This is a genomic window from Mesorhizobium sp. M1409, from assembly GCF_040317535.1.
Lineage (GTDB): Bacteria > Pseudomonadota > Alphaproteobacteria > Rhizobiales > Rhizobiaceae > Mesorhizobium.
On record NZ_JAMYKV010000006.1, the window covers coordinates 108,974 to 122,599 of the forward strand.

General features: G+C 60.6%; 13 protein-coding genes. 8 read left to right on the top strand and 5 right to left on the bottom strand.

Annotated elements, in window-relative coordinates; translation table 11 throughout:
• The first annotated feature begins 14 nt into the window (after window positions 1-14).
• The 5 genes from NKG99_RS07430 (at window position 15) to NKG99_RS07450 (ending at window position 4,774) form a co-directional block, all read left to right on the top strand.
• Window positions 15-965 (top strand): ABC transporter permease, encoded by a 951-nt coding sequence (locus NKG99_RS07430; RefSeq protein WP_352865823.1) that lies wholly within the window; start codon window positions 15-17, stop codon window positions 963-965.
• Window positions 947-2,002 carry a sugar ABC transporter substrate-binding protein gene (locus NKG99_RS07435; protein WP_352865826.1) on the top strand — a complete coding sequence of 352 codons (1,056 nt, stop codon included), beginning with the start codon at window positions 947-949 and terminating at the stop codon, window positions 2,000-2,002. The genes NKG99_RS07430 and NKG99_RS07435 overlap by 19 nt, the downstream gene beginning before the upstream one ends.
• Before the next feature lie 703 nt (window positions 2,003-2,705).
• Window positions 2,706-3,521, top strand: a complete 816-nt coding sequence (locus NKG99_RS07440) for an AraC family transcriptional regulator (RefSeq protein WP_352865829.1) — start codon at window positions 2,706-2,708, stop codon at window positions 3,519-3,521.
• Window positions 3,522-3,620: 99 nt separating this feature from the next.
• The gene (locus NKG99_RS07445) at window positions 3,621-4,400 is read left to right on the top strand and encodes an alpha/beta hydrolase (protein ID WP_352865832.1); all 780 of its coding nucleotides are present in this window, start codon (window positions 3,621-3,623) and stop codon (window positions 4,398-4,400) included.
• Window positions 4,401-4,618: 218 nt separating this feature from the next.
• A complete protein-coding gene (locus tag NKG99_RS07450; RefSeq protein ID WP_352865834.1) occupies window positions 4,619-4,774 on the top strand; it encodes a peptidoglycan-binding domain-containing protein in 156 nt (51 codons plus the stop codon).
• Window positions 4,775-5,055: 281 nt separating this feature from the next.
• On the opposite strand, the gene NKG99_RS07455 is transcribed toward NKG99_RS07450, so the two are convergent.
• The 5 genes from NKG99_RS07455 to NKG99_RS07475 all read right to left on the bottom strand — a co-directional run bounded on the left by NKG99_RS07455 (window position 5,056) and on the right by NKG99_RS07475 (window position 10,616).
• A complete protein-coding gene (locus tag NKG99_RS07455; RefSeq protein WP_352865836.1) occupies window positions 5,056-6,168 on the bottom strand; it encodes a lactonase family protein in 1,113 nt (370 codons plus the stop codon).
• Between the two features lie 35 nt (window positions 6,169-6,203).
• Window positions 6,204-7,727, bottom strand: a complete 1,524-nt coding sequence (locus NKG99_RS07460; protein ID WP_352865838.1) for a sugar ABC transporter ATP-binding protein — start codon at window positions 7,725-7,727, stop codon at window positions 6,204-6,206.
• Window positions 7,724-8,755, bottom strand: a complete 1,032-nt coding sequence (locus tag NKG99_RS07465; RefSeq protein WP_352865840.1) for a sugar ABC transporter substrate-binding protein — start codon at window positions 8,753-8,755, stop codon at window positions 7,724-7,726. The genes NKG99_RS07460 and NKG99_RS07465 overlap by 4 nt, the downstream gene beginning before the upstream one ends.
• A 68-nt stretch (window positions 8,756-8,823) precedes the next feature.
• Window positions 8,824-9,822 (bottom strand): ABC transporter permease, encoded by a 999-nt coding sequence (locus tag NKG99_RS07470; protein WP_352865842.1) that lies wholly within the window; start codon window positions 9,820-9,822, stop codon window positions 8,824-8,826.
• Window positions 9,823-9,851: 29 nt separating this feature from the next.
• Window positions 9,852-10,616: a FadR/GntR family transcriptional regulator gene (locus tag NKG99_RS07475; RefSeq protein WP_352865844.1), complete on the bottom strand. Its 765-nt coding sequence runs from the start codon at window positions 10,614-10,616 to the stop codon at window positions 9,852-9,854.
• Window positions 10,617-10,759: 143 nt separating this feature from the next.
• Here NKG99_RS07475 and NKG99_RS07480 point away from each other — a divergent pair, with 143 nt between their 5' ends.
• Genes NKG99_RS07480 through NKG99_RS07490 form a run of 3 tightly spaced genes read left to right on the top strand, consistent with a single transcriptional unit; the run spans window position 10,760 to window position 13,616 of the window.
• On the top strand, window positions 10,760-11,674 hold the full coding sequence (locus NKG99_RS07480; RefSeq protein WP_352865847.1) for a substrate-binding domain-containing protein: 915 nt from the start codon (window positions 10,760-10,762) through the stop codon (window positions 11,672-11,674).
• Between the two features lie 8 nt (window positions 11,675-11,682).
• Window positions 11,683-12,798 carry a mandelate racemase/muconate lactonizing enzyme family protein gene (locus NKG99_RS07485; RefSeq protein ID WP_352865850.1) on the top strand — a complete coding sequence of 372 codons (1,116 nt, stop codon included), beginning with the start codon at window positions 11,683-11,685 and terminating at the stop codon, window positions 12,796-12,798.
• Window positions 12,799-12,815: 17 nt separating this feature from the next.
• The gene (locus NKG99_RS07490) at window positions 12,816-13,616 is read left to right on the top strand and encodes an SDR family NAD(P)-dependent oxidoreductase (RefSeq protein WP_352865853.1); all 801 of its coding nucleotides are present in this window, start codon (window positions 12,816-12,818) and stop codon (window positions 13,614-13,616) included.
• Window positions 13,617-13,626: the final 10 nt, after the last annotated feature.

The window sequence follows — 13,626 nt, forward strand, 5'->3', positions numbered from 1 at the left end:
CTATAAAACGCACCATGGAAGGACTCGTCGGGTACGGCTTCTTCGTTGTCCTGGGCGCAACGTTTCTGTTGTTTTCCGTTCTGACAGAGCATTTCCTGTCAGGCGAGAATATCTTGAACATTTTCCATACGATGGCGCCATTGGCGATCATTGCCTCGGGGCTCGGTCTCGTCATCATCTCGGGCAGATTGGATATTTCCGTCGGCTCGACCGCGTTCCTGTCGTGTGCGATCGGTGCGCTTCTCATGAAGGATCATGGCCTCGACCCGATCCTTGCAACGTTTGTCGTCCTGGGGTGCGGCGCGTTTCTCGGCGCGGTCAACGGTGCCATCGTTTCGCTGCTCAAGGTCAACTCCCTGATTGCGACGCTGGGTACCATGATCGCCTATCGCGGCATCGCCCTGTCGTTGACGGATGCGCTCCTGGTGCCGTTGCCCGAGCCAATTCGCGTGTTGGGCAATGCTCGGCTGGGTCCCATTCCGACCGACATCCTCATCATGGCAGTCATTCTTGTCGTAGTGCATCTGCTCCATGCGAAGACGGCGTTTGGTCGACAACTCGTGGCAATGGGCAACGATGTGGCCATCGCGCGAAAGGTTGGGTTGCCGGTTGATCGGACAAGCTTCCTCAGCTTTGTGCTTGCAGGTGTGCTGGCGTCCATAGGCGGCATTCTAACCACGGTTCAGAACGGTGCGGTCAGCCCCTGGCTCGGCAGCGGTGTCGAGTTTACGGCACTCGCGGCGGTCGTTGTGGGCGGCATCAGCCTTCTCGGCGGCCGTGGAACCATCCTTTTCAGCATTATTCCCGGGGCTTTCATCTTCGAGATGATCCGCAACGGTCTCACCCATCTCGGTGCCACGCCCTACTCCTATCGGCTTGTCGGTGGCGCCGTGATCTTCGCAGCGATGTATGCGGATGCACTGAAGAGCGGACGCGTTTCGCTCAGATGGAGGACAGCTCCCTAGCCGGGTCCGTTCTGGATATGCGCACAAGCCAAACAACCAAGGAGGAACAAATGAAACGTTACATATTCAGTGTCGCGCTGCTACTGGGGCTCGCAACTCTATCGCCTGTTCACGCCGAGCCGCTGAAAGTCGGGTTCTCGCTGGACACTAAGGAGTCCACACTAGAGACGGCGTGGGAGACCTTCCTGAAGTCCGAGGGAGAAAAGCAGGGCAAGGCTGCCGGGTTGGAATTCGAATGGACGATCAACGTCGCAAATGCCGATCCTGCCCGTCAGGCGGCGAACATCGACGATCTGATCACTGCAGGCGTCGACGTCATCATCGCCCGTGCCTTCGACTCGGGCGCGATCGGAACGTCGATCAAAGCGGCAAAGGACGCTGGAATACCTTTCGTCACATTCGATCGCGGCTCCACAAGCGGGAAGCCGACCGCGCATGTCGGGGGCGACAGCTACGACCAGGCGCGCAGCACCGGATTGGCCTTCGCCGAAATCCTGAAGAAGGCTGGTGTGAAGGGAAAGTGTATCGAGCTTCAGGGCATGCTGACCGACATCAATGCCGTCAACCGGAGCAAGGGCTGGAATGAAGTCGGCAAGGAGACCGGTCAGTACGAGACGGTTCTCCAGGTGCCGACGGAATGGAATCCCGAGCTTTTTCTCTCGGGTCTCACCAATGCCCTGACGGCGAAGCCTGAGGCCAATTGTGTCTTCGCGGCGAGCGATTTCGCGTTTCCGTCGATCCAGGCGGCCTTGGAAAAGGCTGGCCGATGGGCCCCCACGGGTACGCCGAAGCATATGTGGCTCGCAACCAACGATCTTCTGTCAGCCGCTGTGAAGCCGATGGAAGATGGCTACATCGACGTCTCGACCACGTGGGATGCCTATTTGCAGGCCAAGGAAGCCGTTCGCGTCCTCATTGCCATCAAGAAGAGCGAAGATCCGAAATGCGGACCGGATGGCTGCCTCGCCAAGGGGCGCGTTGTGACGCCAGCGACTATCAAGGAAACGCCGGATCTCTGGTCACGGGACTTCAAATAGCCGATTCCGAATGACGGCCACGGCGAAGGTAATCTGCCTTCACCGTGACCGTCAGCAAGCGCCCATAGCAGCTACTCCGGGTAGAGTCCCTAGTGAGGGCACTCAGCACCGCTTCTGCCCGAGAAACGTTGAGGAGGCGCTCAACGGCGGCATCCGTATGCCAAAGCAGCTCGTCCGGGCGCCGAGGGTGTAGGCTGCTGCGGGATGGGCCTGTTCGATGGAATCGGGATTTCGCTTTCAGAATCCTGCAAAATCATTTTACCGATTGTCCTCCGACAACAGGCTTCGGGTCCAGTTGAACGGGCTTGTCGCGGTCGATCGACCACGCAAGGAGCGGAAGCACGCCCGCATATCGCCCAGCTGTCGCGCCCCGCCCAGTACCGGCTGGTAATGTGACCTCGATCGTAATTAGAGTCTGCGATGGCGATCAGGAAACCCCACCGCCATTAGGCGGTGGAGCATTCACACGATCGTTGCGGAAACTCCCGCCGACCAGTCTCCGCAGGCGAGCTTCGCTATGGAAGGTTCTTGCATTCGCGCTTGACAAGCAGCGGCTTGTACGACTGACTTTGCTTCTCCCGAGGGCTTCATGTGATCTATGCCCCAATCTGCCAGGCCAGCGCCCGCGAAAAACCCGGTTGCCGTTGCGGTCGGGTTGCCGTTCGCTCCAACGCTCACCACGCGCGCGGCCCGAGGAACAGGCATGGAATTCCTCGAGCTCAATTGCGAACGACGCAACGCCGGCATCACCGCACCAGTGCGCGAAAATGCCTTCTTGCTGGCACTTCAACTGAAAGAGGCCTCTGATTTCGATCTCTACGCGGACGGCAAATCGGTACTGCCAAGAGACTTTGATGCCGGCGCGGTGGCGATCTTCGACCTCAGGATGAACCTGGCCACGGACCTGCGAGATCCGTTCCATGCTGTAAATTTTTACATGCCGCACAAGACGCTTCTGGCTTTGGGCGACGAAGGGGATGTGCCGCGGCACATCCAGGAACTGCGTCATACAGTGGGCGGTACAATGCGGGATCCGGTCGCCCGCGATCTACTCTTGTCGATGCGCCCGGCTCTCGCAAGTCCTGAGGAGACTTCCTCCCTTTTTGTTGACCATGTGGCCTTGGCTCTTTCGATTCATATTGCCTGCAAATACGGGAACGTCGCGCAGTTGCCGCGACAATGGGGAGGCGGCCTCGCGCCATGGCAGGAGCGCCGGGCAAAGGAGCTCATCGATGCCAATATCGATTGCGGCCTCACCCTGGGGGTTCTTGCGCACTCCAGTGGTCTTTCAAAACGGCACTTCACACGCGCCTTTCGGCAGTCGACGGGAATGGCACCTCATCAGTGGCTGCAACACCGGCGGGTGGACAAGGCAAAGCAACTCCTGGCAAGGCCCGGCATTTCGCTCGTCGACATCGCTTTTGAATGCGGTTTCGCGGATCAAAGCCACTTCACCAAGGCATTCGCGCGTGTTGTCGGCGTTACGCCAAGGAACTGGCGCCGAACGAAGCTTGAGTAGATTTGGCCTGATTGTTCCACGTTTGACCGTTTCGTACAGGATCAAGCGACCGCGCTTCCATAACATCTCGACTGTCAAGGTTCTGAAAGGAGAATTCAGATGTCGAGTATGTACACTTTGCTTGCCGCCGCCTCCGCTCTTGCACTGGGTGTCGGCGTAACGACAACCAAGGCCCAAGCTGCCGATGTGAAATCCATTGTACTCGTCCACGGCGGTTTCGTCGATGGCTCCGGATGGCAGGGCGTCTACGATATCCTGAAGAAGGACGGGTATGACGTGACGATCGTCCAGAATCCCACGACCTCGCTGGCGGATGACGTTGCCGTCACCAAGCGTGCAATTGCCGCCGCACCGGGTAACGTAGTTCTGGTAGGACACTCTTACGGGGGCGTCGTTGTGTCTGAGGCTGGCACCGATCCCAAGGTGGCGGCGGTCGTCTACATTGCCGCCTTTGCGCCTGATGCTGGGGAGTCGGTGTCGAGCCTGATCGCCAGTCCGGCGCCGGGCGCTCCTGTGCCCCCGATCCTACCTCCGGTCGACGGCTTCCTGTTCCTGGACAAGACGAAGTTCGCGGGCTCGTTCGCTGCCGACGTCAAGCCGGATCTTGCATCCTTTATGGCTGCCTCGCAGGTTCCGTGGGGCGTAGCCGCGCTCGACGGCAAGGTCACGGCGCCCGCCTGGAAGGTCAAGCCCTCCTGGTACCTCGTGTCGACGGAAGACAAGATGATTCCGCCGGAAGCGCAGCGGGCCATGGCCAAGCGGGCCGGGGCAACGGTGACCGAGGCCAAGGGCAGCCACGCGATCTATGTCTCGGAGCCGAAGGTTGTGGCCAAGATTATCGAAAAGGCTGCGAATGGCGTAAAGACGGCGGCACAGTAATTTCTGTCGGTCGGCCGGGAAGCGGCTAGGTTAAGTAGCGCGGGCGGCTTGGCTGCCCGCTTCCACCCAAAGCGAATCCCGCGAAGGTCGAAGCTATTAGCCGAGGCTTCCCGCGAAACGCTCCGCCAGGCGATCACGACGGAACGCCTCGGCAATGAATCGACGAAGACTCGTGTCTTGGCGGGCTGCAGCGTGTGACTTGCACAATAGATCGAGCGATGCTGGCCTTCGGCTACTACAACGGGGAGCTCAACGGCGTGCTTGGTCCAGACATGAGGGCTTCGCTCAAGAAGATGCCGGCGGACTACAATCTCAAGGTGACTGGGACGATCACGCCGGAAACGCTGACGGCATTGCGGATTACCGCGCGGTAGGTCCCAAGCCGAAAGGCGCGAGCCAACTGCCCCTTCAAAACTCGCTTGCCCGTAGAGACGGAGCGCAGATCATCCTCGACTTCGCAAGCATCGGTTCGCCGAAGAAGAAATCAGTTGCCCGAGCGTTTCGACGCCGTTGGGTGGTGGGACTTTACCTATGCCATTGCGTGCCAAAGGCGGCGAAGTGCAATTGCTGCTGCTTTGCCATTTCCTATGCAGCTGCGATAATCAGGATGGCTTTGTTTCCGAGAGTTCTGGCCATGGTCTGTACGGATTGCAACTCAAAGTCGACAGAAGACCACGTTGGTCGGGGTTCCAATGGGGATGTCGGCATCAATCGGCGTGAGTTCGCCTGTTTGTGGGGCCGTTTCGAAAATGCAGATTTGATCGCTGTCCTGGTTCGCCACAGCCATGAAGCGGCCCGAAGGGTCGAAAGCAAGGTGCCTAGGCGTCTCGCCGCCGCTTGGAACTCTCCGGACGAAGGACAACTCCCCAGCGCTGTTGCGCCGGAACAGTGCGATGCTGTCGTCGCCGCGGTTGGCGACATAGAGAGAATGGCCATCCGGACCGACCCGGATCTCCGAACAATGATTGTGAGATCGGGCTTCGATTGGCACGGTGGAAACCATCTGGAGCAAGGCAAGATGCCCACCGAGGACATCGAAGTTGAGCGTCGCTACAGTCGAGCTGAGTTCGTTCACGACATGGATGACATCGCCCTCAGGACCGAAGACGAAATGCCGTGGGCCTGAACCTGGCGGCAGGGATGTTGTATCCAATAGCTTGATCGCGCCGGAGGCGGCGTCGAAGCTGTAGACGACGAGTTGATCAAGGCCGAGATCGCTGGCGATAAGAAAGCGATTGTCGAGGGTGGTCCGCACCGCATGGGCATGAGGCCGATCCTGCCTGTCCGCTTGCGGCCCGGACTTGCCCAAATGAGCAGCCGAAGCGACTGCTGGATCAAGCCCACCGTCGCGTCGGATCGGCAGCACGGCAACGGACTGATTCGGCTGCTGCTCCAGCGAATTCAGACCATAATTGGCGACGAGGAGGAAGCGCCCCGATGCATCAAGGCTGATGTGGGCAGGCGTATTGCCCAGCGTTGGTTGGGTATTGATGCGCGACAGCAGGCCGGTTGTGGCATCAACGTCATAGGCCGAGACGGCACCTTCGTTCCAGGCCAACATCTCCGAATTGGCATAAAGTTTGCCCCGCTCAGGATCGACGGCAAGGAATGTGGGATTGTCGATATCCTCAACCAGGCTCACGAATTCAGCCTGACCTGTTACCTCATCGAACCTGTATGTAGCGATGCCCTTGCCGTTAGAAGATTTGAAATAGGGGGTAGGCCGGTTGCAACATCCGACGAACAGATAGGTGTGGGTCTTGGTCATGTTCCCTCCAGGCCAATATGGGTCATCACGTCACATTATTTCGAACCGGAACGGGCCTGGTCGTTGGAAGCAATCGACGCCAAGGTCAACAATGTGTGTTTGTCCAAACTGGAGCTGGGCAGATCCGCGATTATGCGCCCACTACGCATGCAGACGATCCTATCGGCAATATCGAGCAGTTCTTCCAGATCCGAAGAGGTCAGGCAGATCGCTATGTCATCATCGGCGAGTTCGCGTACCAATTGATGGATCGCCGCCTTCGCCTTCACATCGACGCCGCGGGTGAAGTCGCTTAGGAGCAAGATCTTCGGACGCAGATCCAGGCAACGGCCAAGCAGGACCCGTTGCTGGTTGCCCCCAGACAATCGCCCCGCGAACTCGCGAAGCGCACTGATGCGGACGCCGACCTGCGTCATGCATGCGGACGCCTCCCGGTCCATTCTGCCACGGTTGAGCCATTGAAAGGCGGGCATGCGTGAGACCGGGGCCGTGTTGATATTGAAGGCCGTACTGCGGTCGAGCCACAGCCCGCTCTTCTTGCGATCGGGCGGCATATAGACCACACCACGACTGATAGCCTGGCTGGGATGGCGGAAACCGACCGGTGCGCCCTCAACTTCGATCCGTCCGTCGACACGTTCCACGCCGCCCAGCATCTCCAGGACCGCCGAGACACCCGAACCTTCCAATCCGGCGAGCCCGACGATTTCGCCCGCGCGTAGGGATAGATCGACCGGCGGCAAGCCTGCCGCTGATCCGTTGACCGACATTATGACCTGGCCACTTGAGCCAGCCATGCGCACTGGCCTCAGTGCTTCAGCAGCGTCGCCGACCATGGCGCGGGTGATCGCCGGAATATCAACCTCAGCCGTACGCCATCTTCCGGCGACATGGCCGTCCCGTAGCACCGTGATGCCGTCGGTGATGGCGAAGACCTCGTCGAGGCGGTGCGAAACGAAGATTACCGCTGCGTCCTCCGCCACGATGGATCGGATCGCCGAGAACAAGCCCTCGGCTTCGGGCAGCGATAGCGCCGAGGTCGGTTCGTCGAGTACTAGCACGCGGCCGCCCGAACAAAGAGCCCGGGCGATCTCCACCAGTTGGCGATGGGAAAGCGGAAGCTCGTTGATACGTCGCCGCAGATCGATCACCGCGCCGACACGCTCAAGCGTCGCCTCTACCTTGCGCCTACGCTCGCGCGTATTGACGAAGCTGAGCGGCGCGACGGGCAGGGCGCCTGCGAAAATGTTCTCTTCCACGGTCCGGTCCGGAAAGAGCATGAGTTCCTGATGGACCACCGTGAGGCCCGCCTGCCGTGCCGCGGAGAGGGAACCCAGCGCAACATCGAGCCCGGCAACGCTCAGGGTTCCACTCTCGGGAAGGATCGCGCCCGACAGCACGCCGATCAGCGTGGATTTCCCGGCGCCATTCGCGCCGAGAAGCCCATGCACCTCGCCGGCCTTCACCTCCAGGGATACGTCGCTCAGGGCTTGGAATTCACCGAACCGCTTGCTGATGTTCTGTGCGGTGACCAACGCGGCGCCGGGATCCCCGATCATCCGCGAAACCGCTCTTCCCGGATCAGATATTGGTCGACATTGTCCTTGGTGACGATTTCGTTGGCGAGATAGAAGTTGCCACCCGGCAAGTCGAGCTTGGGCGCGCCAAGGACGACGCGCTGATAGGCGTATGTGATCGGCAGATAGCCTTGGAGATAAGGCTGCTGGCCGATGGTCGCGTCGATATGGCCGTCCTTGATCAGCTGGAGCGTTTGGTAGAGCAGGTCGGTGCCGACGATGGGAATATTCTTGCCTTGGTTTTTGCGTACCAGGCCAGCGGCGGCGGTGTCGGGACCGCATAGCGGCATCATCGCCGCAAGATCCGGATGAGCCTTGAAAATATCCTGGATGGTGCCGAGTTCGCTCGCCATGTCGGCTGGATTGGTGTTGTAGACGCCGACGGCCTCCATGCCGCCTTGCTGCACGCCCTGCTTTGCGCCCTGGACCCGCAAGTCCAGCGCCAGCGATCCAGGGGCGCAATTGGTCATGGCAACCTTGCCCTTGCCGCCGGCGAGCTTGGCAATCAGCTGACCCTGTGCGACTGCGGCAGCGACGAGATCCTGGCCGAAATAGAGTTCCCGTCCGCTCTTGGGAGTATCGTTGTTGGCGGTGAGGACAAGCACCCCCGCCTTCGTTGCCCTCTTGATTGGTGCGATCCAGGCATCGGGCTCGAAGGCCACGACCACGATCGCCTCGAAGCCGGTGTTCACCAGTTGCTCGAATTGGGCGATCTGGTTGATGGTATTGCCATCGGGAACGCCGCCCCATTGCATTTCGATGCCGAGTTGTGCACCTGCGTCCTCTGCGCCCGCCTTGAGGGGCGCGAAGTAGGGGTTGGTCGTTCCGGCGCAGGACACAGCCATCTTGATCGGCTTGCCGTAGAATTTGCTGACCCAGCCCTTCCAGTCCTCGGCCTGTTGCGCCAGTGCCGGCGTGCCGATTGCCGCAGCGGCGCCGAGGCCTGCGAGCCCCAAAAGCCTACCGAATTGGCGCCGGTCGAAGCCGTTCGATTTGCCATGCTCAGTCATTTCATTCTCCTCCTGATAGGGCCGCCCTGGTGGGCCGCCCTGTTTCGCTATCCTAATGGGGTGCTTCACTAGCGTGGATTGGTGCCTTCCCGCCTCGTCAGCCAAGTCAGGGTCATCGCGGCGATCAGCACCAGTCCGGACACACCTTGCGACCAGTTCGGTGAAATGCCCCAGAGCACGATCAGGTTCTGGATGACGCCGATAACGCACAGGCCCAGCAGCACGCCAAGGATCGAGCCTCGGCCGCCGCTCAGCTTGACGCCGCCGATGATGGTGGCGGCGAGAACGGAGAGTTCGTAGCCGGTGCCGCCCGTCGGTCCCGCTGTCTGCAGATAGGCGACGGCACAAACGCCCGATAGACCGGCCATCGCCCCGGAAAATGCCAACAGCAGGATACGAGTGCGCTCGACATGAAAACCGATCAGATGCGCCGCGTGCGGGTTGCTGCCAATGGCCAGCAGCCTGAAGCCGGAGGATGTCCAGCGCAGCATGATCTCGACGATCACGGCCAATGCGAGGAACAGCAGCGTGATATAGGAAACTTGACCGACACTGCCCTGGCCGAACCAGTCGAAGAAGTCGGGAATATCCGGTAGGCCGCCAACCGGCGAACCATTGGCAAGAACCAGCGCCAGCGCCCTGTAGATGCCGAGCGTCGCCAGCGTGATGACCACGACCGGGACTTTGATGATCTCGGCAACTATGCCGTTGATGAGGCCGCAGACAAGGCCAACCACCAAGCCCGCGGCAATAGCGGCAACGACCGGATACTCTGCTTTCAACAGCAGCGCGGTGACGATCGAGGAAAGCCCAAACACCGAGCCAACCGAGATGTCGATCTCGCCCGCCATCAGCGTCAGCCCTACTCCGATGCTGAGAAAGCCAAGGAAGGTGACGTTCTGCAGAATGCCGGTCAAATTGCCGAGGGTGAGAAAATAAGGACTGCTGAAAGAACCAACGACGAAGAACAACAGCACCGCAAGCGCGATGCCGAGTTCGTCGAAGGCGAGGCTAGCGATGCCGCGCCGCTTGAGGCCGTGAGTAACAGGATCCTGCGAACGTGCCATCGTCAAACTCGATTTCCTTCCGCGAGCGGCTACTTCGTCGTCGAACCCTTGATGAACGCACTCAGCACCGCGTCGAGGTGCTGCTTCATCGTCTTTCCGGCGGCTGTCGCATCGCCGGCGGCTATCGCTTCGAAGATCTTCTGATGTTCGGTGGCGGTCTGTCCCGGACGGTCGGGGCCTACGAGCATTTGCTCGAAGCGTTCGAACAGTGGCTTGGTCCGGTACTCCCAGAGTTTGGAGACAACCACTTCGTAAGCCGGGTTTCCGCTTGCGCGGGCGATCTCGACATGAAACAGGCGATCCCCCTCTCGATAGTTCTCCGAGGCGGCAGATTTTGCCGAGTCTTGCCGGTGCATCGCGGCACGCATGCCATCGAGATTTTCTTGCCTATGATTGACGGCTGCCAGTTCCGCGATCCGAGGCTCGATCACTCGTCTCGCCTCCATGATCTGTATTGGCCCGATATCCACTTCAGGCGGATTCTGTGCCGCTGGACGCTGGGGCCCCGCCAGTACCTGGACGCCATAGCCCTGTCGGATTGCAACGCGACCGGTTACCTCAAGGGCAATAAGGGCCTCGCGTACTGACGTCCGGCTTACCGCCAGTTGCTCGGCAAGCTCCCGCTCAGCCGGCAGGTAGGTGCCGGCGGGGAACAACCCCTGATCGATACGCGTCTCCAGGAGTTCGGCGATCCGCCGATAAAGACGGTTCGACTCCAACTGTGGCAGGCGCGCCGCGACCCTCTCCTCGGAAGAGGATGGCTGTGCCCGATCGATGGAGTCCTTGCTGCGCAAATTGATCCCTCTCCTACGTCGGTCTGAAAGGTCAGCGGCACATCGTCCAGCCTCTGGACTACCTGCTGCGACCTAATTGAAGTTTCTCGTTGACGACGTAAGCGAAGTCGGACTATTGGTCAAGTGGTTGGACCACTGGACAATTGGACCGCAGCCGCTGTGAACCGGAATCAGGGAGGAGCCGCATGACTGACGACAGACTGCGATTCCGTCTGATCACGATCGCCAGCGACGAGGAGCTGTTCCATGTTGTCAAGCGCGGGATGCGCGACGCGGCTGCCGCCTTGAGCGTGGATGCAGACCTGGTTGGCACCCCTGGCTTCGACATCGAAGATGTGGTCTGCCTTGTTCGATCTGCCATCCACGACGGCATTGACGGCATCGGGTTGAACGTCTTTCACCCGACGGCTCTGGCAGGCGTCATCGCCGAAGCGGAAGCCGCTGGCATACCGGTGGTCGCCTTCAACATCGACGCGGCCAAGACCGGCAGCGGCAATCTCAGCTACATCATGCAGGACTTCCTTGCCGCCGGCACGGTCCTCGGGCATCGCGCCGCGGCGTCTGTTGCCGATGGCGAACACGTCATCGTCGCCATGCATGACGAGGGGGTGGGGGCACTGGAGGAACGCGCAGCGGGGATCGAGGCGGGCCTCGCGTCGCGAAGCGTCGTTGTCACCCGCGTCATCACCGGGCGCGCACCGGCGAGAGGCGCCGAGATTCTCGACGCGGCTTTGGTCCGTTTGGGCGCTCACGCAATCATCGGCACTGGACAGCCGGACACCGAGGCCGCCGGGATAGTTGTCAGGGCGAGTCGGAAGCATGGCCTCTATGCGGCGGGCTTTGATCTATCGCCTGGGATCGTCGACCTTATCGCCGAGGGGCATCTCGACTGCGTCGTCGATCAGCAGCCCTACGCTCAGGGCTTCTATCCAACCGTACAACTCACTCTCTACCGGCGCTTCGGCCTGATGCCGTCATCTCTGGATGCCGGTGCCGCGATCGTCGATCGCCAGAACGTCGAGCTGGTTCGCCAACTCAGCAAGCAATCCATCCGCTAGGTCGCCACATGAAAATCACGTCCGTCGAACCCTTCATCCTGCATGCCCCGATCAACGTCCCGTCGATCTCGGATTCAACGCATACGATCACCCACTGGGGGATCGTTGGGGTCAAGATCGGCACCGACGACGGTCTCTTCGGCTACGGCTATACCGGCACCCACGCTCACCTTGAGTCCGACCGGCTTGTGACCGCCTGCATCGCCAAATCCTATGGGCCGATGCTGATGGGCGAGGACGCACTCGACGGCGATCGGCTGTGGCTGAAGCTGGCGCGCTTCCCTGCAGTCCAGTGGATAGGCAGGGCCGGCGTCACCCATATCGCGTTGGCGGCGATCGACATTGCCTTGTGGGATCTCCGCGCCAAAGCCGCCGGATTGCCGCTCTGGAAGCTTCTGGGCGGTGCCACGACCGAGCGGCTGGAAGCCTACAACACCGATATCGGCTGGCTCTCCGTTCCCAAGGACAGACTGGTCGATGGCTGCAAGCGGGCGATCGAGCACGATGGCTTTCGCCGTCTGAAGATCAAGGTCGGCCATGCGGATCCCATGATCGATATCGATCGCTTCGAAGCCGTGCGAGAGGCAGTCGGTGCCAACGTCACAATCGCAATCGATGCAAACGGCAAATGGGATCTGCCCACCTGTCAGCGGTTCTGCGCTCGGGCCGAACCGCTGGATGTGTTCTGGTTCGAGGAACCCATGTGGTACGATGATGTGGGATCGCACGCAGCCCTTGCGCGCTCGACGTCGATCCCCGTGGCTCTCGGCGAGCAGCTTTATACTGCCGACGCGTTCAACACCTTCATCGACGCCGGCGCGGTGCAATATGTGCAGCCTGACGTCACCCGCGTCGCGGGTATCACCGAGTACATCCAGGTCGCGCACAACGCGCATTCGCACCGCTTGCCAGTCGTCGCTCACGTCGGCGACATGGGGCAGGTGCATGTCCACCTTTCGTACTGGCATCCGGCGACCTCGATGCTGGAATACATCCCCTGGATCAAGGACTGTTTTGTCGAGCCCATCAAGGTCGAGGACGGCCACTATGTCAGGCCGCAGATGCCCGGGGCAGGTTGTACATTGACCGACCAGGCCGTGGCGGCATTCGGTCAGTCCTGCTAGTGGCGAAGGGGAGGATCATGCGGCTTCTACCAGTGGAGCGCGAGTTCGAGGGCCGAACGGCTTTTGTCCTCGGGGGAAGTTCCGGCATTGGCTTGGCCACCGCCCGGCTGCTTGCCGAACGAGGCGCCAACGTCGCCATAGTCGGCCACGCCGACGATACACTCGTCGTCGCCAAGCAGTTCGCTGACGATGGGCTCAAGGCTGTTGGCCTTGTCGGCGATGCCAGCCAATCCGCATTCGTCAGGCACGCGATCGATCGGACCGTCGAGGCCTTCGGCGGCCTCGACATACTGGTTTGCTCGGCCGCCATTCACCCCGTGGGCGATGTGCTGGAGACGGACGAAGCCACCTGGGACCGCACGTTCGCGGTCAACGTTAAGTCAATGTATCTCACATGCCACTACGGTGTGCCGCACCTGATTGCCAGCCGGGGCGGGTCGATCATCACGGTGGCTTCGGTGCAGGCTACTTCGAACACGCCCGGCGTCTGCGCTTACGCGACCACGAAAGGCGCCATAATAACCTTCACCCACACTCTCGCCGTGGACCTCGCCAAGTACAACATTCGCGCAAACACGATCTGCCCGGGATCGATCATCACGCCGATGCAGGAACACTTTGCCAGAGCCAATGGAAATGGACGCAGCGTCGAGGACATGTACCGCGAGTTCGCAAAACCGGTGCCTCTTGGACGCCTTGGTCACGCCTGGGAGATCGCCGAACTCGCGGCCTTTCTCGCAAGCCAGAGATCAGGGTTTTGCACGGGAGCGCAATTCACCGCGGATGGCGGCCTGCTGGCGGGCCTGCGGATTTTCTAGGGCGGTAGGG

What these genes read in the sequence shown, in the direction of transcription:
- NKG99_RS07460 (WP_352865838.1), bottom strand. Translation starts at nt 7,727, where the DNA reads ATGATCGGGGATCCCGGCGCCGCGTTGGTCACCGCACAGAACATCAGC.
- NKG99_RS07470 (WP_352865842.1), bottom strand. Translation starts at nt 9,822, where the DNA reads ATGGCACGTTCGCAGGATCCTGTTACTCACGGCCTCAAGCGGCGCGGC.
- NKG99_RS07440 (WP_352865829.1), top strand. Translation starts at nt 2,706, where the DNA reads ATGGAATTCCTCGAGCTCAATTGCGAACGACGCAACGCCGGCATCACC.
- NKG99_RS07430 (WP_352865823.1), top strand. Translation starts at nt 15, where the DNA reads ATGGAAGGACTCGTCGGGTACGGCTTCTTCGTTGTCCTGGGCGCAACG.
- NKG99_RS07455 (WP_352865836.1), bottom strand. Translation starts at nt 6,168, where the DNA reads ATGACCAAGACCCACACCTATCTGTTCGTCGGATGTTGCAACCGGCCT.
- NKG99_RS07465 (WP_352865840.1), bottom strand. Translation starts at nt 8,755, where the DNA reads ATGACTGAGCATGGCAAATCGAACGGCTTCGACCGGCGCCAATTCGGT.
- NKG99_RS07450 (WP_352865834.1), top strand. Translation starts at nt 4,619, where the DNA reads ATGCTGGCCTTCGGCTACTACAACGGGGAGCTCAACGGCGTGCTTGGT.
- NKG99_RS07485 (WP_352865850.1), top strand. Translation starts at nt 11,683, where the DNA reads ATGAAAATCACGTCCGTCGAACCCTTCATCCTGCATGCCCCGATCAAC.
- NKG99_RS07445 (WP_352865832.1), top strand. Translation starts at nt 3,621, where the DNA reads ATGTCGAGTATGTACACTTTGCTTGCCGCCGCCTCCGCTCTTGCACTG.
- NKG99_RS07490 (WP_352865853.1), top strand. Translation starts at nt 12,816, where the DNA reads ATGCGGCTTCTACCAGTGGAGCGCGAGTTCGAGGGCCGAACGGCTTTT.
- NKG99_RS07435 (WP_352865826.1), top strand. Translation starts at nt 947, where the DNA reads ATGGAGGACAGCTCCCTAGCCGGGTCCGTTCTGGATATGCGCACAAGC.